Consider the following 26,424-nt stretch of genomic DNA (forward strand, 5'->3'; position numbering starts at 1 on the left):
CCGGTCCGTCGGAAGGTCGACGGCCTCGGCCCCGGACGCCCGAGGAGTGTCGGCAGTCATGAACACCAACCCCTCCCCGTCCCGGCGGGAGCGGCAGCAGACGACGGAGGCCGCCCGGGAGGTCATCGAGCTCCTCGAGGTCCTGTGGGAGCGGGGCCGGGACATGGTGTCGCCGACACCGGTGTCGGCGAGTCAGCTGCGCGTGCTGTACAGCCTGGACCGCGAGGAGGGGATCAGCCTGCGCACCCTGGGCGACCTGCTCGGGTCCGCGCCGCCCTCGGTGAGTCGTATGTGCGACCGGCTGGAGGCGCTGGGCTTCGTCCAGCGGCTGCCCAGCCCCGTCAGCCGGAGGCAGCTGGAGCTGCACCTGACCGCGCACGGCAAGGCGTACCTGCGGGATCTGCGGACCCACCGCGAGGAGGCCCTCCTCGCGGTGATCGCGGACATGTCGCCGACGAGCCGCAAGGCGCTGCTGCGGGGGCTCACCGGGTTCCAGGAGGCCTTGGAGCAGGACGGGCCCGCGGGCTCGTCACGCCCCGACACGCCGCTCAAGGACGTCAGTTCGGCCTGACCTCCGCGCGCCGCCGGCTCCGGCCGGCCGCACACCCCATGTCCGCACTTCCACCCTCCGGTGATCCTCGCCGTGTCCCATCGGGCGGCGCTCCCGATGTTGCCACAAGGATACAGTTGTCACACGGCAACTGTTGACGGGGTCCCGTGCCAGTCGAGACAGATGACGAGGGCGTCGTCCTCCAGCGGGCTGCTGCCGTGGTACGCGGCCAGCTCGCGCAGCACGGCCTGCGGCACGTGCGTGGGCGGGAGCAGCCGCGTCCCGCTGAGGGCCCGGGCGAGCGCGCGCTCCCCGTAGCTCTCCCCCTCGGGCGAGACGGCGTCGTACACCCCGTCGCTGCCGAAGAGCAGCCGGTCCCCCGGCAGCACCTGGAACCGCTCGGGCACGTAGGGGGAGTCCTCGAACATGCCGAGGGGCAGCTGCGCCTCGAAGGAGACGGCCTCGACCGACGGGCCCCGCAGCCGCCACAGCCGGGGCGACCCCGCGTCCACGGCCTCCACCTCGCCGGTCGCGAGGTCGAAGCTCAGCAGCAGCACCGAGACGAAGGCGGTGCCCCGGTACTGCGCGTACACGGCCTGGTCGGCCAGGGCCGCCTGGTCCGCGAGGCCCAGCCCGGCCCGGCGGGCGTTGCGCAGCGCGTTGATCGCCAGGTTCGTCAGCAGGGCGGCGCCGATGCCCTCGCCCATGCCGTTGGTGACCGTCAGGTTCAGTCGCCCGGCCGACACCGACCAGTCGTAGTTGTCCCCGAAGATCGCGTAGGCCGGTTCCAGATGCGCGCCGAGGGCGAACTCGGGGCGGGCGCACGAGCGGCCGGGGAGGAGCTGCCACTGCATCTCGGCCGCGAGGGTGAGCCGGGTCGCCCGCCGTGCCAGGACGTACAGGTCCGTGTCCCGCTCGGCCACCATGATCTCGTGCCCGAGAGCGTCGCAGACCTGGCCGAGCGCGGGGAGAGCGGGGCCGACGTCGGCCCCGGCCGGGAACGCCACCGTGAGGACGCCCAGACGGTCGCCCCGCACCGTGACCGGGAGGTGGACCAGGACGCCTTCGAACCCGAGGGTCACGTGCGGCTCCTGGGCACCGAAGGCCCGGCCCTGGGGGCTGTCGTGGATCGGCACCGCCGGCGCCGCGCCCGGTGTCCGCTCGACGAGCTGGAGTGTCCGCAGCCCGTAGTCGGCCAGCCTGAGTTCCACCCACCGGGCGCCGTACCGCTTCCCCAGTGCCGCCTCGACGACACCCACCAGCTGGTGCGGCGCTGCCCTGCGGAGCTCCTGCTCCACGTCGGCGATCTCGTGCACGTTCTTCCGCTTCCTTCCTACCGCGCGGTCCGGGGCACCGGACCGCACCACCCTGCGTTCATCTCGCTCCGCCGGCCGCGGCCAGCGCCTCCGCCACACCGCTGTGCGGCGGGATCGTGGTGGTCACCCCGGTGATCTCCAGGATGCGCCGCACCGCTGACGTCGGCGCGGCGAGGTACACGTCCCCTCCGACCCCCCGCGCCTTGTGCACCGCCCTGATCAGGACGTTCAGACCGGACGAGTCCATGAACTCCAGGCCGGTCAGGTCGAGGACGACATGGGCGCGGCCGTCCCGGAGCTGCTCCCCCAGACTGCCTTCGAGCAGCGGGGCGGTCTCCATGTCGAGCTCACCTCCCAGGGACAGCACCGCTGTGCCGGCGTCGCGGATCGTGACGTCAACGGCCAGGTTCGACTCTCGTTCGGACATGTTCCCTGCTTTCCACGGTGGGGACGGACGGTGGGGAGGACGAGCGGCGCTCACGTGACCTCGACTCCGACCAGACACGTGTCGTCGTCCGTGTCCGACTTGCTGCGGGACAGCAGCAGGTCGAGCCGTCGTTCGAGGCTGTCGGCCGGCAGCCGGGCGGTGGCCAGCAGCTGGGCCACCGATTCGGGGACCGAGGTGTCGCGCCGTTCGACGAGGCCGTCGGTGTACATGAGCACGGTGTCGTCGGGTTCGAGCCGCAGCTCCGCCTCCTCGTACTCGGCCTCGGCGAGGGCGCCCAGGAGGACCCCCCGCAGCAGCGGCAGGTCGGCCGCCTCGCCGCCGCGGACGAGCACCGGCGGGAGGTGCCCCGCGCGGGCCCAGCGCAGGGTGCGGCTCTCGGGGTCGTAGATCCCGCACACGGCGGTGGCCGTGAGGTGGGCCGTGAGGTGGTGGGCGACGCTGTTCAGCCAGGCGAGCAGCTGTCCGGGGCCCGCCCCGGTGACGGCGAGGCCGCGCAGGGCGTTGCGCAGCACCACCATCCCGGTGGCGGCCTCCACACCGTGCCCCGCCACGTCGCCGACGCAGAGCAGCACCTTCTTGGAGGGCAGCACGACGGCGTCGTACCAGTCGCCGCCGACCATGGAGTCGGACTCGGCCGGACGGTAGCGCACCGCGACGTCGAGCCCCGGCGCGTCCAGCGGCGGTTTGGCCGGGGGCATGATGGCGTGCTGGAGCTGGAGGGTGAGCCGGTTGCGCTCCGCCGCCTCCTCCTCCGTGGCGACGAGCCGGTCCCGGGTCGCCGTGAGGGCGACCTCGGTCCAGTGCTGCGCCGAGATGTCCTGATAGGCGCCCCGGACCGCCTGGATCCGGTCGTCGGCCCCCAGGGCCGGCTCGGCGATCACCCGGATGTGCCGGGTGACCCCGTCCCGGCGCATCAGGCGGAAGGCCGCGGATCCGGCCCGCCGCTGGTGCAGGACGGAGTGGAGGAAGCGCCGGATGGCGCCGGCGTCGTCCTGGTGGACGTGGGCGGCCAGATCGCGCAGCGAGACCGGCGGCGCCGTCTTCTCCCGGCCGAAGAGGTCGAAGAGCTGGCCGTTCCAGGTGATCTCACCGGTGAGGACGTCCTCCTCGAAGGCGCCGACCCGGCCCAGCCGCTGGGCGTGCTGGAGCAGGTTGGCCAGGCGGGCGGACTCGTCCTCGATGCGCCATATCAGGAAGACGCTGTCACCGTGCCGGCTGATGCTGATGTCGGCGAGCGAGGACAGCGGCACCTGGTCCACGAGCGCGGTCAGCCGGGTCCGTCGCGAGCGGAACGGTTCGCCCGTCGCGTAGACCCGCTCGATCCGGTCGAAGAGCTCGCTGCCGCCGGCCGTCGCCGGGTACGCCTCCAGGAGCAGCGCCCCCTCGACGGCGCTCCGGGGGCGGCCCGCCGGGTCCTGGAACAGCGCGTTGGCGTGCCGGATGCGGAAGTCGGCGAGGTCTCCCGCGTCGTCCAGGTGCGGGGTGAGGACGAGGGCCGGGTCGTGGAGTCCGTCGGCGAGTTCGGCCAGCTCCAGCGGCCCCTCCCCGCCGGGCGGGAGGGAGGGGGTCGGCCCGCCCTGCGCGGGCAGGGCCTCCAGGGTGTGGGCGCAGAGCTCGGCGAGGGCCTCGATCTGGCGTTCCACGGCCCGGGGCTGGGGCTCCAGCGGGCGGGCCCAGCAGACCTCCAGGACGCCGTGGATACGGCCGCCGGTCCCGGCGGGGACGACGACGCGGCCGCCGTCGGGGTGGCGGGAGCGTCCGATCGACGGGACGCCCGCGGCGGCCAGGGAGGGGTACCAGACCGCCCGCCGGGCCGTGAGTGCCTGCCGGGCCGCGGTGGTCACGCCCGGCGGGACGTAGTGCCAGCGGGCCGCCTCGTCGGAGCCGAACCCGGCGTGGCCGCGCAGGCTGAGCGAGGCGTCCGCGCCGGTGGTCCAGATCGCCACCGCGACGGCGCCGAGCGGTTCGAGGGCGTGCGCCAGCAGCGACTCGGCGACGGACTGGGTGTCGTCGGCGCTGAGCGCGGCGCTCTCCGCCGTCCGCAGGCGGACGCCGACGGAGGCGTCGGACCCGGCCGTGCCGGGCTCGTCGGCGGTCGCCCTCAGGAAGTCGCCGGCGACCTCGGCGACCCGGTCGCGGGCCGCCTGGTTGATGATGTCCGCGGCGAGTTCCAGCTGGGAGAGCCCGGCCTGCTCGGCCAGCTCGCCGAGCTGGCGCGCGGCCTGGGCGGGTCCGCACCCCAGGCGCTCGACGATCACTCCCTTGGCGAGCTCGATCAGGGCGCGGCCCTCCGCCGCGGCGTGCGCGGCCCGCACCTCGCCGCGCAGCCGTTCCACCACGGCCGTCAGCCGGCCGGCGCCGATGGGGTCGCGCTCCGTCGTCCGGTCGCCGTCGTCGGGCTGCCCGGGGAGGGCGGCGGGGATCTCCTCGGGCGCCGGAGCGCCGCCCTCCGGGATGCCGGAGCGCGGGTCTCCGTCCCGGAGGTGGGGACCGCTCACGTCGAGGACTCCTGGGGTCGTGCGGCCCGGGGGCCGCCGGAAGGGCGGGGACACGCACCCGAGGGGCGCGGTGCCCGCGCCGGGGAGCGGCGCGGGCGGGCGGGGGCTGCCACGGGGCTAGGCGTCGTTCAGCCAGCGGTGGACGCAGGCGATGAGTTCGTCGGCGTCGACAGGCTTGGTCACGTAGTCGCTGGCGCCTGCGGAGAGGCTCTTCTCCCGGTCGCCGGGCATCGCCTTGGCGGTGACGGCGATGACGGGCAGCCCGGCGAACCGGGGCATCTCCCGGATCCGCGCGGTCGCCGTGTAGCCGTCCATCTCCGGCATCATCACATCCATCAGCACGAGATCGACCTCCGCGTGCTCCAGGAGCGCCTCGATGCCCTTCCTGCCGTTCTCCGCGTGCAGGACCGTGATCCCGTGCAGCTCCAGGATGCCGCTGAGGGCGTACAGGTTGCGGGCGTCGTCGTCGACGACGAGGACCGTGCGGCCCTGCAGGGTGGTGTCGATCGTCTGCGGCTCGGGAGCCCGGTGCTCCCCGCGGACCAGGGGTACGACGTCCCCGGGCTGCTCCGCGGACAGGTGGAGGGCGATCCGCTCGCGCAGTTCGTCGAGGCTGGAGAGGAGTTCCAGGGGCCGGCGGCGGGCCAGGTCCTGGAGGGTCCGCTCGTGGTCCGCGGCCAGCCGGCGGTTGTTGTGCGCGAGGACCGGCACGGTGCGCAGGGCCTCGTCGCCGTCCATGGCGTCCAGGAAGCGCAGGGCGTCGCCGTCGGCCATGTCCACGTCGAGCACGACGCAGTGGAAGGGCTGGGTGGCCAGGGCGGTGGCGGCCTCCTGGGGTCCGACGACGGCGATCAGCTCGACGTCGTCCCGGCCGGCCCGCCCGCCGTCGGCGAGTTCCGTGACGGCGTTCTCGGCGACGAGCGCGAGGAGCCCGCGCGGGCGGTCCTCGATCACGAGCAGCCGTCGCGTCGGACGGGCCGAGGGGGCGACGGCCCGCCGGCGGAACGCGGGGGCGTCACCGGGGTCCGCGGGCGGTGCCGGGGGGAGCACCAGGCCCTCCGTCGCCGGCCCGGGCAGGGCGGGCTGCTCCGCGAAGTCGGGGCGGGTGACGGGGAGGTACAGGGTGAAGGTGCTGCCCTCGCCGGGGACGCTGGCGACCGTCAGGGCGCCGCCGAGCAGATAGGCGATCTCGCGGCTGATGGAGAGGCCGAGTCCGGTGCCGCCGTACTTCCGGTTGGTCGTCCCGTCGGCCTGCTGGAAGGCGCCGAAGATCGCCTCCAGGTTCTCGCGGGCGATGCCGATGCCGGTGTCCGCGACGCGGAAGGCGACGACGGGGCCGCCCCGGTGCACGGTCGCCGGGAGCTCGTCGTCCGAGACCGGTTCGATGCGGAGCTCGACGCTGCCGTGCTCGGTGAACTTGACGGCGTTGGAGAGCAGGTTCCGGAGGACCTGGCGGAGCCGGGTGTCGTCGGTGACCAGGTCGACGGGGACGCCGGCCGCGGTGGAGACGGTGAAGGCGAGGCTCTTCTGCGAGGTGAGGGGGCGGAAGGTGGCCTCGACGTAGTCGAGGAGTCTGCGCAGTGCCACGCGCTCCGGGTTGAGGTCCATCTTGCCGGCCTCCACCTTGGACAGGTCGAGGATGTCGTTGATCAGCTGCAGCAGGTCCGATCCGGCCGAGTGGATGATCCCGGCGTACTCGACCTGCTTGGCGGTGAGGTTGCGCGTCGGGTTCTGGGCCAGCAGCTGCGCCAGGATCAGGAGGCTGTTGAGCGGGGTGCGCAGCTCGTGGCTCATGTTGGCCAGGAACTCGGACTTGTACTTGGAGGCCAGCGCGAGCTGCTGGGCGCGGTCCTCCAGCTCCTGGCGGGCCTGCTCGATCTGGAGGTTCTTGGCCTCGATGTCGCGGTTCTGCGTCGCGAGCAGGGCCGCCTTCTCCTCCAGCTCGGCGTTGGAGCGCTGGAGCTCCTCCTGCTGCACCTGGAGCTCCTCGGTGCGCGAGCGCAGTTCGCCGGCCAGTCGCTGGGACTCGTCCAGGAGCTCGTCGGTGCGGGCGTTGGCGACGATCGTGCTGAGGTTCACGCCGACCGTCTCCATGAGCTGCTCCAGGAAGTCCCGGTGCACGGACGTGAAGGGGCTGAAGGACATCAGCTCGATGACGCCGAGCACCTGGCCCTCGACGACGATCGGCAGCACCACGAGGCTGCCGCGGGCCGTGTGGCCGAGTCCCGAGGAGATGGTGACGTAGTCGGCGGGGACGTTCTCGGCGACGATGGTGCGGCGGCTGCGGGCGGCCTGCCCGACGAGCGACTCGCCCAGCCGGAAGCGGTTCTTGCCCTCGTCGCCGGCGGGACGGCCGTAGGAGCCGACGAGCCCCAGCTCGACGCCGGCCGTTCCCTCCTCGGCGAGGTAGAACGCGCCGTACTGGGCGGTGACGAGCGGGGTGAGCTCGTCCATGACGAGTTCGGCGACGACGGCGAGGTCGCGGGGCCCCTGCATCAGGGCGGAGATCCGGGCCAGGCTGGACTTGAGCCAGTCCTGTTCCTGGTTGGCCCGCGTGGTCTCGCGGAGCGAGCCGACCATCGCGTTGATGTTGTCCTTGAGCTCGGCGACCTCGCCCGAGGCCTCCACGGTGATCGAGCGGGTCAGGTCGCCCTCGGCGACGGCGCTCGCCACCTCGGCGATGGCGCGAACCTGTCGGGTGAGGTTGCCGGCGAGCTCGTTGACGTTCTCGGTGAGCCGCTTCCAGGTGCCGGAGACCCCCTCGACCTCGGCCTGGCCGCCGAGGCGGCCCTCGCTGCCGACCTCGCGGGCCACGCGGGTCACCTCGGCCGCGAACGACGACAGCTGGTCGACCATGGTGTTGATGGTCGTCTTCAGCGCGAGGATCTCGCCCCGGGCGTCCACGTCGATCTTCTTCGACAGGTCGCCGTTGGCGACGGCGGTGGTGACCTGGGCGATGTTGCGGACCTGGCCGGTCAGGTTGCTCGCCATGGAGTTGACGTTGTCGGTGAGGTCCTTCCAGGTGCCGGCCACGTTCGGCACCCGGGCCTGGCCGCCGAGGCGGCCCTCGGTGCCGACCTCGCGGGCGACCCGGGTGACCTCGTCGGCGAACGAGGACAGCTGGTCGACCATCGTGTTGATGGTCGTCTTCAGCTCCAGGATCTCGCCCCGGGCGTCCACGTCGACCTTCTTCGACAGGTCGCCGTTGGCGACCGCCGTGGCCACGTGGGCGATCGCCCGCACCTGCGCGGTGAGGTTCCCGGCCATGGAGTTGACGGAGTCGGTGAGATCCCGCCACGTGCCGGAGGCGCCCTTCACGTCGGCCTGGCCGCCGAGGATGCCCTCGGTGCCGACGTCGCGGGCCATGCGCGTGACCTCGTCGGCGAAGGAGGAGAGCTGGTCGACCATCGTGTTGATGGTGTTCTTGAGCTCCAGGATCTCGCCGCGGGCGTCCACGTCGATCTTCTGGGAGAGGTCTCCCTTGGCGACGGCGGTGGCGACCTGGGCGATGTCGCGGACCTGGGTGGTGAGGTTGCCGGCCATGGCGTTGACCGAGTCGGTGAGATCGGCCCAGGAGCCGGAGACGCCCGGTACCGCGGCCTGACCGCCCAGCGTCCCCTCCGTGCCGACCTCGCGGGCCACCCGGGTCACTTCGGAGGTGAAGAGGGAGAGCTGGTCGACCATCCCGTTGAAGACCCGGGAGATCTCGCCCATCAGGCCGTCGGGCTCGTCGGGCAGGCGCGTGCCGAAGTCGCCGTCGCGCACGGCCGTGAGTCCGGCCAGGAGCTGGCGGAGCTCGGGCTCCCCCACCGCGGCCGGTCCCGGCCGCTCCCCGATCGAGGAGCCCTTGATCGTCGTCTCAGACATGCCTCATCCTCGTTCGCCATCCGGCATTCGCCTGCGGGCCATTCGGTCACGACCTGGTGCCGCACCGCCCGCGCTCCCATCACGACCACGGTCTCGACCGTTGCCGTACGGCAATGATGACGACCCTACCCCTCCGTGATCGACAAGAGGAGAGCGGTGCCGGGTCAGGAGGCCGAAACCCGTCACGCGGAAGAGCCCGGCGCCCTCCTTCCGGAGGGTGCCGGGCTCATCGTGCCGTGGGCGATCTCACATCGGGGCGACCTCGGGTCGCCGGGCCGGGGCCGTGGGGCGACGGCCCGGGGATGCGTACGGCTCCGGGGGCCGGGGCACGGCGCCCGCGGCACCGCGAGGGCTCAGGAACAGATGACCAGGGGCGTACGGCGGAGGCCGGGCGTTCCGCCGTCGCTCAGAAGGGGCGGCCGGGGAAGCGGGCGACCGGGCTGCGGCCGCGTCGACCCGCCCGACGGCCGAGCGCGTACACGACGGCGGCGGCGGCCGCCGCACCGACGGCGGCACCGGCCCGCCCCGTCTCGGGCGCGCGGACCACGCCCAGGGTCCGGGCCCCGGCGGTCTCCGCCGCACGCGGGGCGGCCGGAGTCCCCTCGGACGCGGCGGCCGGGACGGCCTCGGTCCGCGGCAGCGGAAGGAAGAGCAGTGTCCCCATGGTCTCCGTGCCCTGCGCGGGCTCCTCGCCCGCGACGGCGGCGTGGTCCACACGACGGGCCCGGCCGACACGGCCCCGCCCGGCGTACGACCCGAGGCGAAGGATGGCGGCTCCACTGTTCTCCGAGGCAGTCATGGGTGCCGTCTCGCCCGACGAGCCGCTCGCAAACCTCGGGAACGGCACCGGCACCGCCCCGCCGGGGTCCGCCGCATGCCGCCGCGGCGGATCGACCCGGCCGCCGTCCGGTTCCGTGCGGACCTGTACGCACGGCTCGGCGCGGGGCCGCCGCTCTCCGCCGCTTCGATTCCGTCCCCGTGGGCAGACGACTGGAACGCGCCCCATCCGGACCGGTTCACCCTCCGATGACCGGTTCGTCACTCTTCGCGGAAGGAGAACCCATGACTCGCACCGTCGCCCAAGTGATCGTCGACGGTCTCGCGGACCTCGGCGTCGGCCACGTCTTCGGCGTCGTCGGAGACGCGCTCAACCCCCTCACCGATGCCATCCGTACCACGGACGGCATCGAGTGGACCGGCTTCCGGCACGAGGAGGCGGCCGCCTTCGCCGCGGGCGCGCACGCCCAGCTGTCGGACGGGCTGGGCGTCTGCATGGGCACCGTGGGGCCCGGCTCGGTCCATCTGCTGAACGGTCTGTACGACGCGGCCAAGAGCGGCGCCCCGGTGCTGGCGATCTGCGGCCAGGTGCCGCTGTCGGAGATGGGCGGCGACTACTTCCAGGAGGTGGACAACGACCTCCTGTTCCGGGACGTGGCCGTGTACCGGGCCACGGTGACCTCCCCCGCCCAGATGCCGAGGCTGCTGGAGTCCGCCGTACGCGCGGCCGTGACGGGCCGGGGCGTGGCGGTGCTGACCGTCCCCGGCGACCTCGGCGACCAGAAGGTCGAGGACGACCGGCCCCTGCGGTTCGCGCTGCCCCGCCCGGCCGTGACCCGGCCCGACGACCCGGCGCTGGCCGAGGCGGCGGAGCTCGTCTCGGCGGGCTCACGGGTCACCCTGCTCGTGGGGCGGGGCGCCCGGGACGCGCGCGAGGAGGTGCTGCGCGCCGCCGAACTCCTGGCCGCGCCGATGGTGCTCACGCTGAAGGGCAAGGAGGGGTTCGAGCACGAGAACCCGTACGAGGTCGGCCAGACCGGCCTGATCGGCAACCCGGCCGCCGCCCACGCCCTCGACTCCTGCGACACCCTGATCCTGCTGGGCACCGACTTCCCCTACCGCGACTGGTATCCGAAGGACTGCCGGGTCGTGCAGATCGACACCCGGGAGGAGCGTCTGGGGCGCCGGGTCCCCGTGGACGTGGGCCTGGCGGGGGACGTCGGCGCGACGCTGCGGGCCCTGTTGCCGCTGCTCTCCCCCGTCGCCTCGCGCTCCCACCTCGACGGGGCCCGCGAGCGGTTCCTGCGCTGGGAGGAGGGCCAGGCGGGGCTCGCCGACCCCGCCCACGACAAGGGCCACCTGCTCGGGCGGGTACGGGCGGTGTTCGACAACCGGGACGAGGAGATCCGCCCGGAGGCGCTGGCGGCCGCGGTGGACCGCCACGCGGCCGACGACGCGCTCTTCACCTCCGACACCGGGATGGCCACGGTCTGGCTGTCGCGCTTCGTGCGGATGCGCGGCGACCGCCGGCTCATCGGCTCGTACAACCTCGGCTCCATGGCCAACGCGATGCCGCAGGCGATCGGCGCCCAGCTGTGGGCGCCGGACCGCCAGGTCGTGGCCTTCTGCGGAGACGGCGGGCTGAGCATGCTCCTGGGCGACCTCATGACGATCCGGTCCGAGCGGCTCCCGGTGAAGCTGGTCGTCTTCGACAACCGCCGCCTCGGCATGGTCAAGCTCGAACAGGAACAGGCGGGGCTGCCCGAGTTCGGCACGGTCCTCGACAACCCGGACTTCGCCGCGGTGGCCGAGGCCATCGGCCTGACCGGCATCCGCGTCACCGAGCCGGGAGAACTCGACGAGGCCGTACGCCGGGCCCTGGCGACCCCCGGACCGGTGCTGCTGGACGTGCTGACGAACCCAGCCGAGGTGGCCGTGCCCGGCAAGCCGACGGTGTCCCAGGGCTGGGGCTTCGCGATCGCCAAGATCAAGGAGAACCTCCCGTCGGCCGACGGCTGAGGGTCCCCTCCGACGGGACGGAGGCCGGCCGGCGAGCCGCTCGCCGTCCCCGGTGGCCCCGTTCCGACGGGGCCGGCCAGAGCGTCGGCCGGACCGGTCCGACGCGACCGAGAGCGAAGGGAAGGACACCTGATGAGCAGCGAGAACCCACGGGATCCGGGCACCCCCGGCACCGATGAGCCTTACGGACGGGTCGGACCGACGCCCGAGGAGCCCGACCGGGCCGCGGGGGCTCCGTCCGCCGCGGCGGACGCCGAGGCCCAGAACCGGAGCAAGGCTGCCGAACTCGCCTACCAGGGCACGGAGATCGCCGGGCGGGCCACCGACCGGGTGCGGGAGACGGCGGGGCACGCGGCCGGGTTCGTCAGGGAGAGCACCCCCGACGCGCTGCGGGACACCCCGGCGGACGTCGTCGCGCACCTGCGGGCCGCGGCGGTCCGCGCCGGGCACGTCGTCGGCGGCGGCGAACCGGGGCCGCTGCGCGCGAAGGCCCGTCGCGCCGCGAGGGCGGCGACCACCGGGCCCGCGCCGCTGATCGCGGCGGCGGCCGCGCTCGCGGCACTGCTCCTCGTGCGCCGGGGCCGTCGGGGGCACTGAGGCCTCCCCCGGCTCCCCGGAGCCGTCTTCGTGCAGGCGGCGGCTGCGACGGGGGTGCGGTGGCGGGGTGGGTGGCGGTCGGCTGTGGGGACCCGGCGGCGGTTACCTGTGGGTACGGAGTCTTGTCACGCGCCGTCGTTGACGCGAGCATGCTGCGGCACGGCTCCCACCCCTCACCCACGAACGGCCGTCATGAAGACATTACTGCTGGGCACCGCGCTCGCCGCGGTCCTCGTCGCCGGGGTCCCGGCGACCACCGCACCGGCCCGCGCGGGCACGTCCGCCCCCAGCCCCGCCGGCGCCCTGCTCGCGGAGAGCTGGCAGCCGCCCCTCAGCACCCGCGGCCGCTACGTGGTGGACGCCCGCGGCGACCGGTTCAAGCTCCGGTCCGTGAACTGGCAGGGCGCCCAGGGCTCGTACAACGGCTCGGGGGACGTGAACGACCCCGCGAGCCACCACGACGGCGAGAAGTCCGACCAGGTCCCCCTCGGTCTCGACCGGGTGCCTCTGGCGACCCTCCTCGCCGACTTCCACCGGCTCGGGGCCAACAGCATCCGGCTGCCGTACTCCAACGAGATGCTGCACGACCAGCGGCCCGTGCCGGACGCCGCCGTCGCGGCCAATCCGTCGCTCAAGGGCCGGACCCCGCTCCAGGTCCTCGACGCGGTGATCGCGGCGACGACCGCGGAGGGCTTCGCCGTCGTCCTCAACAACCACACCAACACCTCGCGCTGGTGCTGCGGGCTCGACGGCAACGAGCGCTGGAACACCAGTCAGTCCACCGCGCAGTGGGAGGCCGACTGGCTCTTCCTCGCCAAGCGCTACCGGGACGACAAGCGCGTCGTCGGCGCCGACCTCTACAACGAGGTCCGCCGCACGGTCCTGGACGACGCCAACTGGGGCCGGGGCGACGACCACGACTGGTGGGCCGCCTCCCAGCGGGTCGGCGACCGGCTGCTCACCGAGGCCAACCCGGACCTGCTCGTCATCGTCGAGGGCATCAACTGGCAGGGCGTTCCGACGGACGTCACCCCGCACGGCCGCCCCACCCTGGAACCGGCCCGCGAGCTGTCCCACACGCTGGTCGCCTCCGACAAGCTCGTCTACTCGGCCCACTTCTACGGCTACACCGGACCGCACCACACCGGCGCCACCGGCACGGGAGAGACCAGCGATCTGCGCTACCAGGAGCTCTCCCGCGAGGAGTTGTTCCGTACCCTCACGCGCCAGGCCCTCTTCGTCGCCGGGGACACCGCGCGGCACTACACCGCGCCCGTCTGGATCAGCGAGTTCGGCATCGGCGCCGACGAGTCCAACCCGCAGGGCAGGACCTGGTTCGCGCACTTCGTCGACTACCTCGTCGAGCAGGACGCCGACTTCGCCTACTGGCCGGCCGTCGGCTTCACCGGCCACGGCCGATGGAAGCTCCTCGACTACGACGCCCGGGGACGCCGCTCCGGCATCCTCGACGGCGGCGACTGGCGCACCCCGCACTGGCAGCGGCTCGTCGACGCCCCCGGCCGGACCGGCGCCGTACCCGTCGCCGACACCTGGGACATGCTCACCACCGACCACACCGACTTCGTCCAGTCCCGCCGCGTCCGCGCGCTGGGCGACTGGGACCGCGGCGCGCGCAAGGCGGCCTGCCCCGACGGGCAGCGGCTCACGGGGCTCTCCCACGACGGCGGGCGCGGGCTGTGCACCGACACCGGGGCCCGCGGACTCGCCGCGCCCGCCGGAGGGTTCACCGTCGTCACCGACGAGCGGTACGTCACCGACGGCGACTGGGCCGGCGGCTACACGAAGTTCCAGTGCCCCGCCGACCGGTTCATGGTCGGGTACGGCGTCCGCGGCCGGGCCGTCTCCTCGGTGCTCTGCGCCGAGGCCTCCCGCGCGCTCCCGAGGACCGGCCGCACGCTCTGGTTCGACCGCGGCGACAACCGTCCCGCCGGCGGGGCCGGCGGCGAGTTCGCCCTCGGCTTCCACAAGGGCCAGTGCGGCAGCGACGAGTACGCGGCCGGGGTCGCGCACAGCGGCGCCTGGGCCCGGGGCCACAAGCCCGCCGCCCTCCTCTGCCGACCCCTCTGAGGGCCGTCGGGTCACGGAGGCGTCCGCCGCCGGTGCGGACACAGAGCTCCGCACCGGCGGCACGGCGGGGCGTCGTACGCCTCAGCGCAGACCGTGCCGGTCGTCGTCCGTCATGGTCGGGGCGACCGGCGGGACGACCATCCGGCGGCGGCGCAGGATGCTGGTGTACACGGCGGTGCCGATGATGCCGACGGCCATCAGGATCAGCCCGACCAGGTCGAGGTTGATCCCCTCGATCTCCCAGTCGGACGCGAACGTGAGGATCGCGCCGACGGCTATCAGGATGATGCAGACTCCCAGACCCATGGTTCCTCCCTTGTCGGGTCGGACGTCACCCGCGTACCCCGGTCCCCGGCTCTCATCCGCCGGTGGGGGCCCGGGCTCGGGGCGGCGCCGGGGCATGGGAGGCGCCGCTACGGGTAGCAGCCGTCCGGAAGCCGACGGCAGGCGGCCCTCCGGTGCCGGTCACGGCGGTCGGAGGCCGGGCAGGGAGGTACGGAGACCATGACCGGTGACGGCTCGTACGAGCGCGACCGCGCCTACATCACGACCCGGATCACGGCCGACGGCCGGGACGGCTACGCCGTGGAGCCCGGGCGCTACCGCCTGGTCGTCGCGCGGGCCTGCCCGTGGGCGAACCGGAGCGCCATCGTGCGCCGGCTGATGGGCCTGGAGGACGTGCTCTCCCTGGGGCTCGCCGGGCCCCTGCACGACGAGCGCAGCTGGGCCTTCCACCTGGACCCCGGCGGCCGGGACCCCGTCCTCGGCATCGACTGGCTGCGGGAGGCGTACGAACGGCGCGAGCCGGGCTATCCGAAGGGCGTCACGGTGCCGGCGATCGTCGACGTCCCCACCGGCGCGGTGGTGACCAACGACTTCGAGCGGATCACGCTCGACCTCGGCAGCCAGTGGACGGCCCACCAGCGCGACGGGGCGCCGGAGCTCTACCCGGAGCGGTGGCGCGACGAGATCGACGACGTGGCGGGCAAGGTCTACCGGGACGTCAACAACGGTGTCTACCGGTGCGGCTTCGCCGGGAGCCAGCGGGCGTACGACGAGGCCTACGCGCGCCTCTGGGAGCGGCTGGACTGGCTGGAGGAGCGGCTCTCCGGGCGCCGCTACCTGGTCGGCGACACCCTCACGGAGGCCGACGTCCGCCTCTTCCCGACCCTGGTGCGCTTCGACGCCGTCTACCACGGCCACTTCAAGTGCAACCGGCAGCGGCTGACCGAGATGCCGGCCCTGTGGGGCTACGCGCGGGACCTGTTCCAGACCCCCGGGTTCGGGGACACCGTCGACTTCGCGCAGATCAAGGCGCACTACTACGTGGTCCACCACGACATCAACCCGACCGGGATCGTCCCCGCGGGCCCGGACGTCCGCGCCTGGCTGTCGCCGCACGGCCGGGAGGAGCTCGTCGGCCGCCCGTTCGGCGACGGGACCCCGCCTCCCCCGCCGCCCCCGGCCGAGCGCGTCCCGCGGATCTGACCGTGTGCTCCCCCGCGTCCATGGGGGAGCACACGGGTGCGCGGCAGGCGTGGCGGCGGGACACGGCCTCCGGAACGCGCAGCGCCCGCCCCAGTGGACCGGGGCGGGCGCTGCGCACGGATCACGGTCACCCCCCTCGGCCGCGGTGACCGCGGCCGGGCGGGTGTCACGGGGTCAAGGGCTCTGCTCGGTCTGTTCCTCGCGTCCGATCCCGGGACGTTGACTCTTGGCCCGGTGGCCGTCGGCGCCCTCGCGGTCGGTGTCCCCCGCGCGGCCCTTCACGGCGTCCCGCGCCTTCTTCCGCGCCTCTTCGTCCCCGCTCTCCCCCTCTGCTTCGGAGGGGGTGGTGCGGGACGGGCGGCTACTCCGCTCGTGTGCGTTCACAGCGAGCTCCTTCCCTCGTGCTCCGCGCGGCGGGGCACGGTCTGCGGACGGTCCGCCGGGACCGTCGGAGGCATCGGCCTCCGCGGGCGGCGGGACGCGTCTCACTGCTCCGGTCGGTCGTCCGGGGCCGTCCAGGAGTCGCGGCGGGCCGCGGCGGCCGGGGGCTGGGCGGGCGGCGCGGTGGCGGCCCTTCTGCGGGCCGCGCGGCGGGATCCCCACCAGAAGGCGGCGATCAGCAGCACGGCGACCAGGGCACCGACCAGGATCAGCAGCAGCGCGGGGGATCCGCCTGCGGCGAGCGGTGCGGCGGTCACGGTCGGAATGTGCATGGAAACGCCTTCCTGTCGGTACCGGAGCGGCATGCCCGGATCCGGCGGGTACCCCGCCTCAGGTCATCCATGCGGGCGCCGTTCCGGAGCGTCCTCAGATCATCGGGCCGCCGTAGGGGCTGCCTCCGAGTCCGTAGTGCATGCCCAGCTCGGAGCGGTAGCCGGGGTCCTCGAGGTGCTTCTCCCGGTGGAACTCGGGGGCGTCCTTGATCTGCTCCTTGGTGCGGTCGACGAAGATCGTCTGCGCCTCCAGGTCGATGCTCACCACGGTGGAGGCGGGGAGGAGGACCTCCTTGCCGAAGATCCAGACCCCGGTGTCCACGACCAGGTACGCGTCCTCGACCTCGTCGGAGTGCTTGTCCACCTTGCCGACGTGGCCGTCGGTCGCCTCGACCCTGTAGCCGGTCAGGTCGGTGCCGGCCAGGTGCCCCGCGGTCGACTTGTAGGCCCACGCGTGCTCAGTCACGAGAAAACAACTCCTCCGGTCGGCGGGGGCGTTCGGCGGATCGCCGTCGCCCTCCTCGTCGATGTGCCGTGCGCGGCGGGTGCGTTCCCCGCCTGGCGACCGCCTGCCCCGGGTCGGGCGGGTCAATCACCCGGCGTCCCACCCGTCGTCCCACCCGTCGTCCGCGGAGGGGCGCCGCGGGCGGTGCGCCTCGCGCGCTCGCGTCCCGCTCGCGGACGCGTGCCTTCCGCCCGGGAGGCGTGAAATCCCGGTGCGGGGTTACGAGCAGAGACACGGCGCCGCTGACGCAGTGGTGCGAGTCCCCACGGAACTGGTCACCATGTCTGAATCGCCCCTGCACAAGACGACCGGGCCGCCCGGCTCACCGCTGGTCCGCTCGTGGCGCACGACGGCCCGTCAGCTCCGAGGAAGGTTCGGCCGGCCCGTCGACACCACCTTCCGCTACGACCCGGACGATCCCTGGGCCGTACGGACGACGTTCCGGCTCCCGCTCGGAGTGGAGATCCACTGGACGTTCTCCCGGGAGCTGCTCCGCTCCGGCACCCGGGTCCTGAGCGGCGAGGGCGACATCCGCCTCTGTCCGCTGCGCACCGAAGGCAAGGAGGGGGTCGTCCGCCTGCGGCTGGGTCCGGCCGAGGCGTTCGCCACCGTCGACGTCGACCGCGCCGGGCTGCGGAGCTGGCTGGCGGAGACGTACGAGGTCGTGCCGGACGGCGAGGAGGCCGGGCGGATCGACTGGGCGGCCGAGGCCTCCCAGCTCTTCGCCCGGCCGTAGGCCGTCGCGCGGCCGTGCCCGATGTCCTCCGGTCCGGCCCCGCCCCGGGCCCGTCCCGTGCCCGGACCACGGTGTCAGTGCCCTGAAGTAGGCTTCCCGCCACCGCACACCGACCCGGAGGATCCAGAGAGTTGACCGGCATGTCCGCTTTCCCGCTGCCCTTTCACACCGCGCGTTCCGCTCCGTACGCGAAACCGCGCACGCTGCGGGAACTGCAGATGACGCAGTGCAGCGCGCACATCCGGTCCAAGCCGGACTGGTCCGAGAAGAGGAACGACGCCGGGATCGTCGCCCGGTGGACGCGGGAGGCGGTCGCCCAGGGTCTCACCGAGGCCCAGGTCCGCTACGTGCTCGACGAGCTCGCGCACTACGCCGCGCTGCGGGACGGCGGGACCGGCGCCGAGGTGTCGGCCGTGGACGGGGTGTGGCAGTCGGACACGCTGGTCGACGCCGCGCTCAGGGAGCGGCTGCGCGAGGCGGTCCGGGTGCTGGAGGAGGTCCCCGAGGAGGAACGGGACTGGCACCCCGGCTCCGACGGCCAGGTGCTGGACCTCGTCCACCCCTCGCTGTTCTGCCTGGTGCGGGAGGCGAGCGGGGCCCCCGAGGAGACCTGGAACAACCCGGCGACGCCGTACACGAAGTACGAGTTCTCGGAGCGGTTCCAGTGGCTGCCGACGGACGTCGACGTCGCGGACGACGGCGCCGTCTCCTTCCGCTCGTACGTCAACAACGTCCACCCGGAGAAGCACCGCGACCTGCTCTCGGTCCTGCCGGAGCTGGTCGGGCGCATGCGCCCGCTCTGGGAGAGCGTGCTGACCGACCTGCGCCACCCGCGGCCGCTCAGGATCGAGGCCGACCCCTGGGGCTGGTACGAGCCGTCGCCGAAGCGTCCGGAGAAGGCCTCCTACGCCGACGACGCGGCCTTCGCGGAGGCACGCCGCGCCTGGGACGAGGCCTACGACGCGTGGTGGGAGAACCGCCGCCCGGTCGTCCCGGACGCCCCCGCGTTCACCGCGCCCGCGATGCCGGACGCCTCCGAGCGGGTCGACCTGCGCGGCCGCGGTCTCCAGGTCATCGTGAAGCTGGCCACCATCCACCTCACGCCGGAGAAGCCCGAGTACGCCGGCGGGTCGTGGCACGTGGAGGGGATGATGAACGAGCGCATCGTCTCGACCGGCATCTACTACTGGGACAACGAGAACATCACCGAGAGCGGCCTGAGCTTCCGGACGGCCCTCGACGACCCGGACTACGAGCAGAACGACGACGGCGGCCTCCGCGAGGTCTACGGCCTGGAGGACGAGGACGCGCTGAACCAGCTCCTCGGGTCGGCCGCGACGCCGGAGGGCCGTTGCCTGGCCTTCCCGAACGTGCTCCAGCACCGCGTCGGCTCGTTCCGCCTCGCGGATCCCACCCGGCCGGGGCACCGGAAGATCCTGGCGTTCTTCCTGGTCGACCCGGAGCAGAAGATCGTCTCGACGTCAGACGTGCCGCCGCAGCAGCCCTGGGCCGAGACCTCGACCATGACGCGCGAGCAGGCCGAGACCTTCCGCGAGGAGCTCATGAAGGAACGCAAGTTCTTCGTCGACGAGCACAACGAGCAGGTCTACGAGCGGGAGTTCTCCCTCTGCGAGCACTGACCGGCGCCGGGGGCCGGTCCGGATCCCGTCCGGCCCCCGGTCCGCGGGACGGCCCCTAGGGTGGGCGCGTGCTGCTCTCTGTGAACGTCACGTTCGCGGCGCTCCTCGCGGTCCTCCTCGTGCTGGCCACCGCGGTCGTCGCGGTCGCCCGGCTCGGCCGCCCCCGCGACACCCTGCTCGCGGGTGCCCGCTCCGCCGTCCAGCTCGTCGCCGTCTCCCTCGTGATCGGCTGGGTGGTCCGCGCCCTCCCGCTCCTGCTCTGCTTCCTGCTCCTGATGTACGCGGTGACGGTGCGCACCGCCGGCCGGCGGGTCGTCCCCGCGCCCGGACGGGCCTGGCCGTGGGCCGCCGTACCGATCGCGGCGGCGGTGTTCCCCGTGGTCGTGGCGCTGCTGCTCACCGGGGTGGTGCCGGCCCGGGGAGTCTCCCTCGTGCCGGTGACCGGCATCCTCATCGGCGGGGCGCTCACCGCCACCGTGCTGGCGGGGCGGCGCTCGCTCGACGAACTCGCCGTGCGCCGGGGCGAGGTCGAGGCCGGACTCGCGATCGGACTGACGGTCCGCGAAGCACGCATGGAGGTGGCGCGCGAGGCCGCCTCCGACGCGCTGCTCCCCGGCATGGACCAGACCCGCACGGTCGGTCTCGTCACCCTGCCCGGTGCCTTCGTCGGGATGCTCCTCGGCGGCGCGTCGCCCCTGCACGCGGGCGCCGTCCAGCTCTTCGTCCTGGTCGCCCTGCTCCTGGTCCAGGCCGTGGCCGCCGCCGTCACCCTGGAACTCGTGACCCGCGGCCGTCTCGTCCGGGCCGAGGCCCGCTGAGTCCCGGCCTCCCCGGCCGGCGCCGCCTCATCCGTTCGCACGACAGCACGGGCGGGCCCGGCGGGCGGGACGCAGAGTGGGGGCAGACGCCGAGACGGGGAGGTGGCGATGCGCACGCTCACGAGCCGCCGCTGGTCGCGGGGCCGCGCGCCCGGGACGGGTCGTGGCTGAGCCGCCCGGGGCGGCGGGCGAAGCGGGGCACTCCGTCGAGCGGGTCGTCCGCCCGCGGCGGGCCCTGCGCGCCGGCCTCGCCCACGGTGTGGCCGTCGGCGTGGCGGTCGTGCTCGGCATCCTGCTGCCCGCGGTCGACGGCGGTTCACGGGTCGCCGCGGACCGCGCGGTGGCCGTGCTCAACGTGCTCGGCGTGGGCGTCCTCAGCGTCACCACGCTGATCTTCTCGCTGATGTTCCTCGTCGTGCAGTGGGCCGCGGGCAACTTCAGCCACCGACTCGCGCTGTTCCGGTCCGACCCGATGGTGTGGCGCGTGTTCGCGTTCGTCCTCGGGGTGCTGGTCTACTCCGTGACCGCGGTGCTCGCGATCGGCTCGCGCCCCACGGTGTCCGTGGCGGTCCCGATCGCGGCCCTGGTCATGGCCGCCGCCGCGTTCGTACTGGTCCGCCGCCTCCAGCTGGTCGCGCTGCGGTCGATCCAGCTGGCGCACGTCCTGGACGAGCTGCGCGACCGTGGTCTGCGGGCCCTCGACGTGTACGGCCCGCCGGACGGTACGGCCGGACCGCGGGAATCCGCCCGGGGACCGGGCGCACCGCGGGCGCGGGCGCCGGACGCCCCTCCGCACGGGCCCGCCGCCGCCTCGGTGCTCTGGCGGGGCCCGTCCGTGCTGGTCGAGCAGTTCCGTCTGGTTCCGCTGGTGGAGGCGGCGCGGCGGGGCGGGGCGACGGTCGTCCTGCGGGTGAAGGTCGGGGACGTCGTCTACGAAGGCGACGTGGTGGCCGACGTGCACCACGGGACCGTCGCGGAGGCCGACGTCCTGGGGGCGGTTCTGGCCGGTCCCGAGCGGACCTTCCACCAGGATCCGGTGCTCGCCTTCCGGCTGCTCTCCGACATCGGACTGCGGGCGCTGTCCTCCGCGATCAACGATCCGGCCACCGCGGTGCAGGCCCTGGACGCCGTCGAGGACCTCCTGCGCCGTGCCGCCGCGGGCCCGGTCGTACGGACGACCCGGGCGATCCCCGACGCGTCCGGCGCGGTGCGGGTGTTCCTGCCGGTGGCGGGGTGGGACGACCTCCTCCGGGTCGGTCTGGACGAGATCCTCGTCGTGGCCCCCGCCATGCCGCTGGTGCTCGCACGCTGCCGCAGGCTCCTGACCGGAGTGCTGTCCGTCGCTCCGGCGAGGCTCCGGCCGCCGCTGGAGGAGCGCCTCGCGTGGACGGACCAGCAGCTTTCCGGCCGTCCCCCGTTCCTCCGCGACGGGGCGGGGTCCCGCGACTAGGCCGTGGAGGCGGGTCCCGGCGGCTGCTCGGCCGTGCGCCCGCGGGTCCCGGGGCCCGTGCCCGTGCCCGACAAGGCGGCGCCCCCGCGGGCCTGTGGTCCGCGGGGGCGCTGCCGTGTCGACGCGTCCGGCTAGACGCCCGAGGGGACCTCGGCCTTCTCCTCGGCGGTCCGTCCGCCGTCCTCCGCCGCCAGCCTGCGGTTGCGGCGGACGGAGGACCAGAAGGACCAGGCGATCAGGATCACGCCGATGAGGCCGGTGACGACCTCGGGGATCTGGTAGCGGATGCTGATCATGAGGATCACGGCCAGCGCGCCGATCGCGTAGTGCGCGCCGTGCTCCAGGTAGACGTAGTCGTCGAGGGTGCCCTGGCGGACCAGGTAGACCGTCAGCGACCGCACGTACATGGCGCCGATGCCGAGGCCCAGGGACATCAGCACGATGTCGTTGGTGATGGCGAAGGCGGCGATGACACCGTCGAACGAGAAGGAGGCGTCGAGGACCTCCAGGTAGAGGAACATGAAGAAGGCGGCCTTGCCGGCCATGACGACCACGGGGACGTTCTTGCCGGTGCGCTTGGCCTCCTCCTCGGCCTCGTGCTCGCGCTCCTCCTCTTCCTCCAGCTTGTTCTCGAAGTAGCCGGAGAGCCCGCCGACGACGAGGTACGTGATGAGGCCGAAGACGCCGGAGAGCAGGACGGTCGCCGTCTTGTCGACGTGCGCGCCGCCGTGCTGGTGGGCCTGGACCGCGAAGGTCATGGCGCTGACGGCCAGGACGACGAGCGCGACGCAGACCGAGAGCATGTCGATCTTGCCGAGCTTGGCCAGCGGCCGCTCCAGCCAGCCGAGCCACTTGATGTCGCGGTCCTCGAAGATGAAGTCGAGGAAGATCATCAGCAGGAACATGCCGCCGAAGGCCGCGATCGACGGGTGCGCGTCGGTGACGAGCTGCTCGTAGCGCTCGGCGTCGTTGACCGCGAGGTCGACCGCCTCGATGGGGCCCACCTTGGCGCTGATCGCCACGATCACGACGGGGAAGACCAGTCGCATGCCGAAGACCGCGATCAGCACACCGATGGTGAGGAAGATCTTCTGCCAGAAGGCACTCATCTTCTTCAGGATCCCGGCGTTGACCACGGCGTTGTCGAACGACACCGAGATCTCCAGGATGGAGAGGATCGCCACGATCCCGAAGGCCGCCCAACCCCCGTAGAGCACCGCCGCGACGAGGCCGAGCGCGGTCACCGCGAACGACCAGCCGAACGTCTTCAGAACCACTGGCTACCCAATCGTTTCGAGCGGGGCCTCCCCCGCGCCGTACCTGTCTTTGCCAAATACTGACCAAGTCTAGAGCGAGACACCCGCCGTCCACACGCCGCCCGAGCCGCGGATCCGGTCCGGCTCGCGGCGCACCCGTGAACAGCCTTTACCCAAGGCGCCGTTCAGGAGCTCCCGCCCGGCTCCGTCGCGGCACCTCGTACACGAGCTGCCATATGCCCCCGATGCACCGTTCTCGCGGTATGCCCGAAATCACCTTTACGGGGCAGCAGTTGACCGGGGGCCGTGCGCGGCCCGGCGAGACGATCACCCGACGGGTCAACTCCGCAGGTGTGACGCTCCGTTGAGGTCGAGGATGGTTCCGGACGACCATTCCGCCGCCGGGGACGCGAGCCACAGGACGGCCGCCGCGATCTCGGCGGGCTCGGCCACCCGGCCGAACGGGCTCTGGGCGCGGATCGCCGCGCCCTCCGCCCCTTCGAGGCGCGGCGCGACCCGTTCCGTGGCGAAGAATCCGGGCGCGACCGAGGCGACGGCGATCCCGTACGGGGCGAGGGAGACCGCGAGCGACTGGCCGAGCGCGTGGACGGCGGCCTTCGTGGCGCCGTAGGCGGGGTGGTCGGGTTCGCCGCGGAACGCTCCGCGGGAGCCGATGTTCACGATGCGTCCGCCCGTGCCCTGGTCGATCATCCGGCGGGCCGCGAGATGGCTGAGCTGGGCGGTGGCGAGCAGGTTGACGGTGACGTGCCGCTGCCAGACCTCGACCCACTCCTCGTAAGGGGTCTCGGGGAGGGGGTGGCGGACGTTCACGGCCGCGTTGTTGACGAGGACGTCGATCCCGCCGAGCGCCCCGGCCGCCGCGTCGGCGACGGCCGCCACTCCGGCCGGGTCCCCCAGGTCGCCTCCGACCAGGGCGTGGCCCGTGCCGTCGAGGGACTCCAGGGCCAGCCGGGCCTCCTCGACGCGCGAGCCGTAGTGGACGGCGACCCGGTCGCCGTTGGCGGCGAACGCCCGGGCGACGGCACGGCCGAGGCCTCGGGAGGCACCGCTGACGAGGACGCGGCGGCCGGAAGCGGGCAGGTTCATCGGGGGCCTTCCGAGCGGGGACGGGGCGCCGGCCATTCTGCACGGCGGCCCCTGCGCGCCCGGAGGCGGCTCGGGAGCGCTCCCGGCGCCAGGGCCCGTCCGGGCACTCCGGCCGTCGGGCTGTCAGGCCGCCGTCCGCTCGCGCCACAGAGCTCGAAGCACCCCTCCGCCGTCCGCTCCCGCCCCAGGGCTCGAAGCACCCCTCCGCCGCTCCGGCCGGCCGGATGCGCCGGCGGCCGGGCCCTCCGGCCGCCGGGTGCCCGTCGGCGGCTCCCCCGTCGTCCCCGCACGCGCGGACCCCTCGTACCGCCCGCCACCGCCCGGCGCCTCTCCTCAGGCGATCTCCAGCACGATCTTGCCCGTCGTCCGGCCCCGCTCGCCGATCTCGTGGGCCTTCGCCGCCTCCGCGAGCGGTACGACGACCTCGACCACCGGCCGCAGCCGCCCGGCCTCGACCAGGGCGGCGATCTCCCGCAGGCCGAGGTGGTCGGGCTCCACCAGGACCCAGGACGCGCGTACGCCGTCCTGCGCGGCGGGGACGTCGTCCGGGCCCGGCAGGGTGATCAGCCGGCCGCCCTGGCGCAGCACCCTCAGGGAGCGCTCCGCCGTCTCGCCGCCGATGCCGTCCAGGACCACGTCCACGTCCGAGACGACGTCCTCGAAGGGGGTCTCGCGGTAGTCCACGACCTCGTCGGCGCCCAGCTCCCGCACCAGGTCGTGCTTGGCCGCGCTCGCCGTGCCGATGACGTACGCGCCGCGGGCCTTGGCGATCTGCACCGCGAGGTGCCCGACGCCGCCGGCCGCCGCGTGCACCAGCACCCGCTCACCGGGGCGGACGTCCGCCGCGTCGACCAGGGCCTGCCAGGCGGTGAGCGCCGCGAGCGGGAGGGCCGCGGCCTCCACGTGGGTCAGTGAGGCGGGCTTGGGGGCGAGGTGCCGGGCCGGTGCCACCACGTACTCGGCGTAGCCGCCCGCCTGCCGGGGGAAGAGCGGCATGCCGAAGACCTCGTCGCCGGGGCGGAGGATCCCGACGCCCGGACCCACGGCCTCCACGGTGCCGGAGACGTCCCAGCCGACGGCCGGGACCGCGCCCCACTCGATCAGGCCCCCACTGGCTCGCGTCTTCCAGTCGACCGGGTTCACACCGGCCGCGTGGACCCGCACCAGGACCTCACCGAGGCCCGGCTCCGGGCGCTCCACCTCGCGCTCGACCAGGGTCTCGGGTCCGCCCCACTGCTCCACGACCACCGCACGCATGCTGTCCGCCTCGTTTCCTTCTCGTTCGGCCACCGGACCGTTCCGGCGGCGACGCGTCCACGATCCGGTACGGGACGACCGGACGGTGTTGGCCGTTCGGCCAGCATGTGACAGGATCTGGCCATGACCGAGACAGTCGACCGGACGAGGCCGCACAGCCCGCGGACGGCGCCCGAGGCTCCGCACCGGGTGGCCGTACTGGCGCTGCCCGGGGTGCCCCCGTTCGAGCTCGGCATCCCCTCCCGGGTCTTCGGCAGCGCCGAGGACGCGGACGGGCACGCCCTGTACGAGGTGGTGATCTGCACGGCGGACGGGGCCCCCGTGCTCAGCGACGCCGGCTTCACGGTGCAGCCCGCGGCCGGGCCCGAGGCCCTCGCCGCCGCCGACACCGTGGTCGTCCCGCCCACGCACGCCATGCCTGAGCTGGGCCGCGGCGGCCCGCTGCCCCCCGAGGTGGCCGCGGCCATCGCCGGCATCCGGCCCGGCACCCGGCTGGTGTCCATCTGCACCGGGTCGTACGTGCTCGCCGCCGCCGGACTGCTCGACGGCCGGCCCGCCACCACCCACTGGAACCTGGCCCCCGAGTTCCGCCGGGCCTACCCCGGGGTGAAGCTGGACGAGGAGGTGCTCTTCGTCGACGACGGCGACGTGCTGACCTCGGCGGGCGTGGCGGCCGGGGTGGACCTGTGCCTGCACATGATCCGCCGCGACCACGGCGCCTCGGTCGCCAACCGCGCCGCCCGCATGTGCGTGGTGCCCCCGTGGCGGGACGGCGGCCAGGCCCAGTTCATCGACCGGCCCGTGCCGGAGCCCACCCTGGCCAGCACCACCGCCACCCGCGCCTGGGCCCTGGAGCACCTGTCCGAGCCGCTCACCCTGGCCCGGCTGGCCGAGCACGCCCGGATGAGCCTGCGGTCCTTCACGCGCCGGTTCCGCGACGAGGTCGGCTCGACCCCGGTGCAGTGGCTGACGGCCCAGCGCCTGGAGCTGGCCCGCCAGCTGCTGGAGACGACGGACCTCCCGATCGACCTGGTGGCCCACCGCGCGGGCCTCGGCTCCGGGAACTCGCTGCGCGCGCACATGCGGACGGCCTTCGGGGTCTCGCCCGCCGCCTACCGCCGGGCGTTCGGCACCGACGGCCCGGCGGGAGGCAGAGCGGAGACGCGCCCATCCGGGTGAGCGGTCCCCCGGTGCGCGGCACCCCGGGCGGACCGCCGTCGGCGTGCTGGCGCGGGGCGGCCCGGCGTTCGTCCTACGCTGCAACGCCGGGACGAACCCGCCGGGACCGAGCCTC

22 protein-coding genes are annotated in these 26,424 nt (G+C 73.8%); 10 read left to right on the forward strand and 12 right to left on the reverse strand.

The annotated features are described in order from the left end of the window. Positions 1–58: 58 nt before the first annotated feature. Positions 59–571, forward strand: a complete 513-nt coding sequence (locus ACY0MR_RS03650; protein WP_473559057.1) for a MarR family winged helix-turn-helix transcriptional regulator — start codon at positions 59–61, stop codon at positions 569–571. A 119-nt stretch (positions 572–690) separates the two neighbouring features. Here the strand turns inward: ACY0MR_RS03650 and ACY0MR_RS03655 are convergent, their stop codons facing one another. The 5 genes from ACY0MR_RS03655 to ACY0MR_RS03675 all read right to left on the reverse strand — a co-directional run bounded on the left by ACY0MR_RS03655 (position 691) and on the right by ACY0MR_RS03675 (position 9,478). Beyond that, positions 691–1,866: a PP2C family protein-serine/threonine phosphatase gene (locus tag ACY0MR_RS03655; protein ID WP_404078871.1), complete on the reverse strand. Its 1,176-nt coding sequence runs from the start codon at positions 1,864–1,866 to the stop codon at positions 691–693. Between the two features lie 58 nt (positions 1,867–1,924). Beyond that, complete coding sequence (locus ACY0MR_RS03660; protein ID WP_361852432.1) at positions 1,925–2,293, reverse strand: STAS domain-containing protein; 369 nt, start codon at positions 2,291–2,293, stop codon at positions 1,925–1,927. Positions 2,294–2,343: 50 nt separating this feature from the next. Continuing rightward, positions 2,344–4,812, reverse strand: a complete 2,469-nt coding sequence (locus ACY0MR_RS03665; RefSeq protein ID WP_473559060.1) for a SpoIIE family protein phosphatase — start codon at positions 4,810–4,812, stop codon at positions 2,344–2,346. Positions 4,813–4,929: 117 nt separating this feature from the next. Beyond that, positions 4,930–8,679: a hybrid sensor histidine kinase/response regulator gene (locus tag ACY0MR_RS03670; protein WP_388794488.1), complete on the reverse strand. Its 3,750-nt coding sequence runs from the start codon at positions 8,677–8,679 to the stop codon at positions 4,930–4,932. Positions 8,680–9,085: 406 nt separating this feature from the next. After that, entirely contained in the window at positions 9,086–9,478 is a 393-nt protein-coding gene (locus tag ACY0MR_RS03675; RefSeq protein ID WP_473559063.1) for a hypothetical protein, read from the reverse strand. A gap of 263 nt (positions 9,479–9,741) precedes the next feature. Here ACY0MR_RS03675 and ACY0MR_RS03680 point away from each other — a divergent pair, with 263 nt between their 5' ends. The 3 genes from ACY0MR_RS03680 to ACY0MR_RS03690 all read left to right on the forward strand — a co-directional run bounded on the left by ACY0MR_RS03680 (position 9,742) and on the right by ACY0MR_RS03690 (position 14,160). Beyond that, on the forward strand, positions 9,742–11,475 hold the full coding sequence (locus ACY0MR_RS03680) for a thiamine pyrophosphate-dependent enzyme (RefSeq protein ID WP_392863789.1): 1,734 nt from the start codon (positions 9,742–9,744) through the stop codon (positions 11,473–11,475). Between the two features lie 132 nt (positions 11,476–11,607). After that, positions 11,608–12,072: a hypothetical protein gene (locus tag ACY0MR_RS03685; protein ID WP_392863790.1), complete on the forward strand. Its 465-nt coding sequence runs from the start codon at positions 11,608–11,610 to the stop codon at positions 12,070–12,072. Positions 12,073–12,264: 192 nt separating this feature from the next. After that, positions 12,265–14,160 carry a glycoside hydrolase family 5 protein gene (locus ACY0MR_RS03690; RefSeq protein WP_473559066.1) on the forward strand — a complete coding sequence of 632 codons (1,896 nt, stop codon included), beginning with the start codon at positions 12,265–12,267 and terminating at the stop codon, positions 14,158–14,160. An 81-nt stretch (positions 14,161–14,241) separates the two neighbouring features. Here the strand turns inward: ACY0MR_RS03690 and ACY0MR_RS03695 are convergent, their stop codons facing one another. Further along, positions 14,242–14,466 (reverse strand): DUF6458 family protein, encoded by a 225-nt coding sequence (locus ACY0MR_RS03695; protein ID WP_388794503.1) that lies wholly within the window; start codon positions 14,464–14,466, stop codon positions 14,242–14,244. A 198-nt stretch (positions 14,467–14,664) separates the two neighbouring features. Here ACY0MR_RS03695 and ACY0MR_RS03700 point away from each other — a divergent pair, with 198 nt between their 5' ends. Continuing rightward, on the forward strand, positions 14,665–15,648 hold the full coding sequence (locus ACY0MR_RS03700) for a glutathione S-transferase family protein (protein ID WP_388794506.1): 984 nt from the start codon (positions 14,665–14,667) through the stop codon (positions 15,646–15,648). A 174-nt stretch (positions 15,649–15,822) separates the two neighbouring features. Here ACY0MR_RS03700 and ACY0MR_RS03705 read toward each other — a convergent pair whose 3' ends face one another. From ACY0MR_RS03705 to ACY0MR_RS03715, 3 genes are all read right to left on the reverse strand, one after another. Next, on the reverse strand, positions 15,823–16,032 hold the full coding sequence (locus ACY0MR_RS03705; RefSeq protein WP_392863792.1) for a hypothetical protein: 210 nt from the start codon (positions 16,030–16,032) through the stop codon (positions 15,823–15,825). A 101-nt stretch (positions 16,033–16,133) separates the two neighbouring features. Further along, positions 16,134–16,361: a DUF6479 family protein gene (locus tag ACY0MR_RS03710; protein WP_392863793.1), complete on the reverse strand. Its 228-nt coding sequence runs from the start codon at positions 16,359–16,361 to the stop codon at positions 16,134–16,136. A 94-nt stretch (positions 16,362–16,455) separates the two neighbouring features. After that, on the reverse strand, positions 16,456–16,827 hold the full coding sequence (locus tag ACY0MR_RS03715; RefSeq protein WP_388794515.1) for a PRC-barrel domain-containing protein: 372 nt from the start codon (positions 16,825–16,827) through the stop codon (positions 16,456–16,458). A gap of 319 nt (positions 16,828–17,146) precedes the next feature. Here ACY0MR_RS03715 and ACY0MR_RS03720 point away from each other — a divergent pair, with 319 nt between their 5' ends. The 4 genes from ACY0MR_RS03720 (at position 17,147) to ACY0MR_RS03735 (ending at position 21,510) form a co-directional block, all read left to right on the forward strand. Beyond that, a complete protein-coding gene (locus ACY0MR_RS03720) occupies positions 17,147–17,602 on the forward strand; it encodes an SsgA family sporulation/cell division regulator (protein WP_388794518.1) in 456 nt (151 codons plus the stop codon). 131 nt (positions 17,603–17,733) lie between these two features. After that, positions 17,734–19,242 (forward strand): DUF4246 domain-containing protein, encoded by a 1,509-nt coding sequence (locus ACY0MR_RS03725; RefSeq protein WP_404078855.1) that lies wholly within the window; start codon positions 17,734–17,736, stop codon positions 19,240–19,242. Between the two features lie 68 nt (positions 19,243–19,310). Beyond that, positions 19,311–20,060, forward strand: a complete 750-nt coding sequence (locus tag ACY0MR_RS03730; RefSeq protein ID WP_473559071.1) for an ABC transporter permease — start codon at positions 19,311–19,313, stop codon at positions 20,058–20,060. Positions 20,061–20,223: 163 nt separating this feature from the next. Next, positions 20,224–21,510: a DUF2254 family protein gene (locus ACY0MR_RS03735; RefSeq protein ID WP_473559073.1), complete on the forward strand. Its 1,287-nt coding sequence runs from the start codon at positions 20,224–20,226 to the stop codon at positions 21,508–21,510. A gap of 131 nt (positions 21,511–21,641) precedes the next feature. Here ACY0MR_RS03735 and ACY0MR_RS03740 read toward each other — a convergent pair whose 3' ends face one another. From ACY0MR_RS03740 to ACY0MR_RS03750, 3 genes are all read right to left on the reverse strand, one after another. Then, positions 21,642–22,787 carry a DUF475 domain-containing protein gene (locus tag ACY0MR_RS03740; RefSeq protein ID WP_473559075.1) on the reverse strand — a complete coding sequence of 382 codons (1,146 nt, stop codon included), beginning with the start codon at positions 22,785–22,787 and terminating at the stop codon, positions 21,642–21,644. Between the two features lie 318 nt (positions 22,788–23,105). Further along, positions 23,106–23,873, reverse strand: coding sequence for an SDR family NAD(P)-dependent oxidoreductase (locus ACY0MR_RS03745; RefSeq protein WP_473559077.1), 768 nt, complete (start codon positions 23,871–23,873; stop codon positions 23,106–23,108). A 333-nt stretch (positions 23,874–24,206) separates the two neighbouring features. Beyond that, on the reverse strand, positions 24,207–25,130 hold the full coding sequence (locus tag ACY0MR_RS03750) for an NADP-dependent oxidoreductase (RefSeq protein ID WP_473559079.1): 924 nt from the start codon (positions 25,128–25,130) through the stop codon (positions 24,207–24,209). Positions 25,131–25,253: 123 nt separating this feature from the next. Here ACY0MR_RS03750 and ACY0MR_RS03755 point away from each other — a divergent pair, with 123 nt between their 5' ends. After that, entirely contained in the window at positions 25,254–26,309 is a 1,056-nt protein-coding gene (locus ACY0MR_RS03755; protein ID WP_473559081.1) for a GlxA family transcriptional regulator, read from the forward strand. Positions 26,310–26,424: the final 115 nt, after the last annotated feature.

The sequence above is a fragment of the Streptomyces sp. JN8 genome (assembly GCF_055808075.1).

Bases quoted from the DNA above. Each gene is read 5' to 3' on its own strand.
- ACY0MR_RS03690 (WP_473559066.1), top strand. From the start codon at position 12,265: ATGAAGACATTACTGCTGGGCACCGCGCTCGCCGCGGTCCTCGTCGCC.
- ACY0MR_RS03660 (WP_361852432.1), bottom strand. From the start codon at position 2,293: ATGTCCGAACGAGAGTCGAACCTGGCCGTTGACGTCACGATCCGCGAC.
- ACY0MR_RS03675 (WP_473559063.1), bottom strand. From the start codon at position 9,478: ATGACTGCCTCGGAGAACAGTGGAGCCGCCATCCTTCGCCTCGGGTCG.
- ACY0MR_RS03720 (WP_388794518.1), top strand. From the start codon at position 17,147: ATGTCTGAATCGCCCCTGCACAAGACGACCGGGCCGCCCGGCTCACCG.
- ACY0MR_RS03650 (WP_473559057.1), top strand. From the start codon at position 59: ATGAACACCAACCCCTCCCCGTCCCGGCGGGAGCGGCAGCAGACGACG.
- ACY0MR_RS03670 (WP_388794488.1), bottom strand. From the start codon at position 8,679: ATGTCTGAGACGACGATCAAGGGCTCCTCGATCGGGGAGCGGCCGGGA.
- ACY0MR_RS03710 (WP_392863793.1), bottom strand. From the start codon at position 16,361: ATGCACATTCCGACCGTGACCGCCGCACCGCTCGCCGCAGGCGGATCC.
- ACY0MR_RS03745 (WP_473559077.1), bottom strand. From the start codon at position 23,873: ATGAACCTGCCCGCTTCCGGCCGCCGCGTCCTCGTCAGCGGTGCCTCC.
- ACY0MR_RS03700 (WP_388794506.1), top strand. From the start codon at position 14,665: ATGACCGGTGACGGCTCGTACGAGCGCGACCGCGCCTACATCACGACC.
- ACY0MR_RS03695 (WP_388794503.1), bottom strand. From the start codon at position 14,466: ATGGGTCTGGGAGTCTGCATCATCCTGATAGCCGTCGGCGCGATCCTC.
- ACY0MR_RS03685 (WP_392863790.1), top strand. From the start codon at position 11,608: ATGAGCAGCGAGAACCCACGGGATCCGGGCACCCCCGGCACCGATGAG.
- ACY0MR_RS03750 (WP_473559079.1), bottom strand. From the start codon at position 25,130: ATGCGTGCGGTGGTCGTGGAGCAGTGGGGCGGACCCGAGACCCTGGTC.
- ACY0MR_RS03755 (WP_473559081.1), top strand. From the start codon at position 25,254: ATGACCGAGACAGTCGACCGGACGAGGCCGCACAGCCCGCGGACGGCG.
- ACY0MR_RS03680 (WP_392863789.1), top strand. From the start codon at position 9,742: ATGACTCGCACCGTCGCCCAAGTGATCGTCGACGGTCTCGCGGACCTC.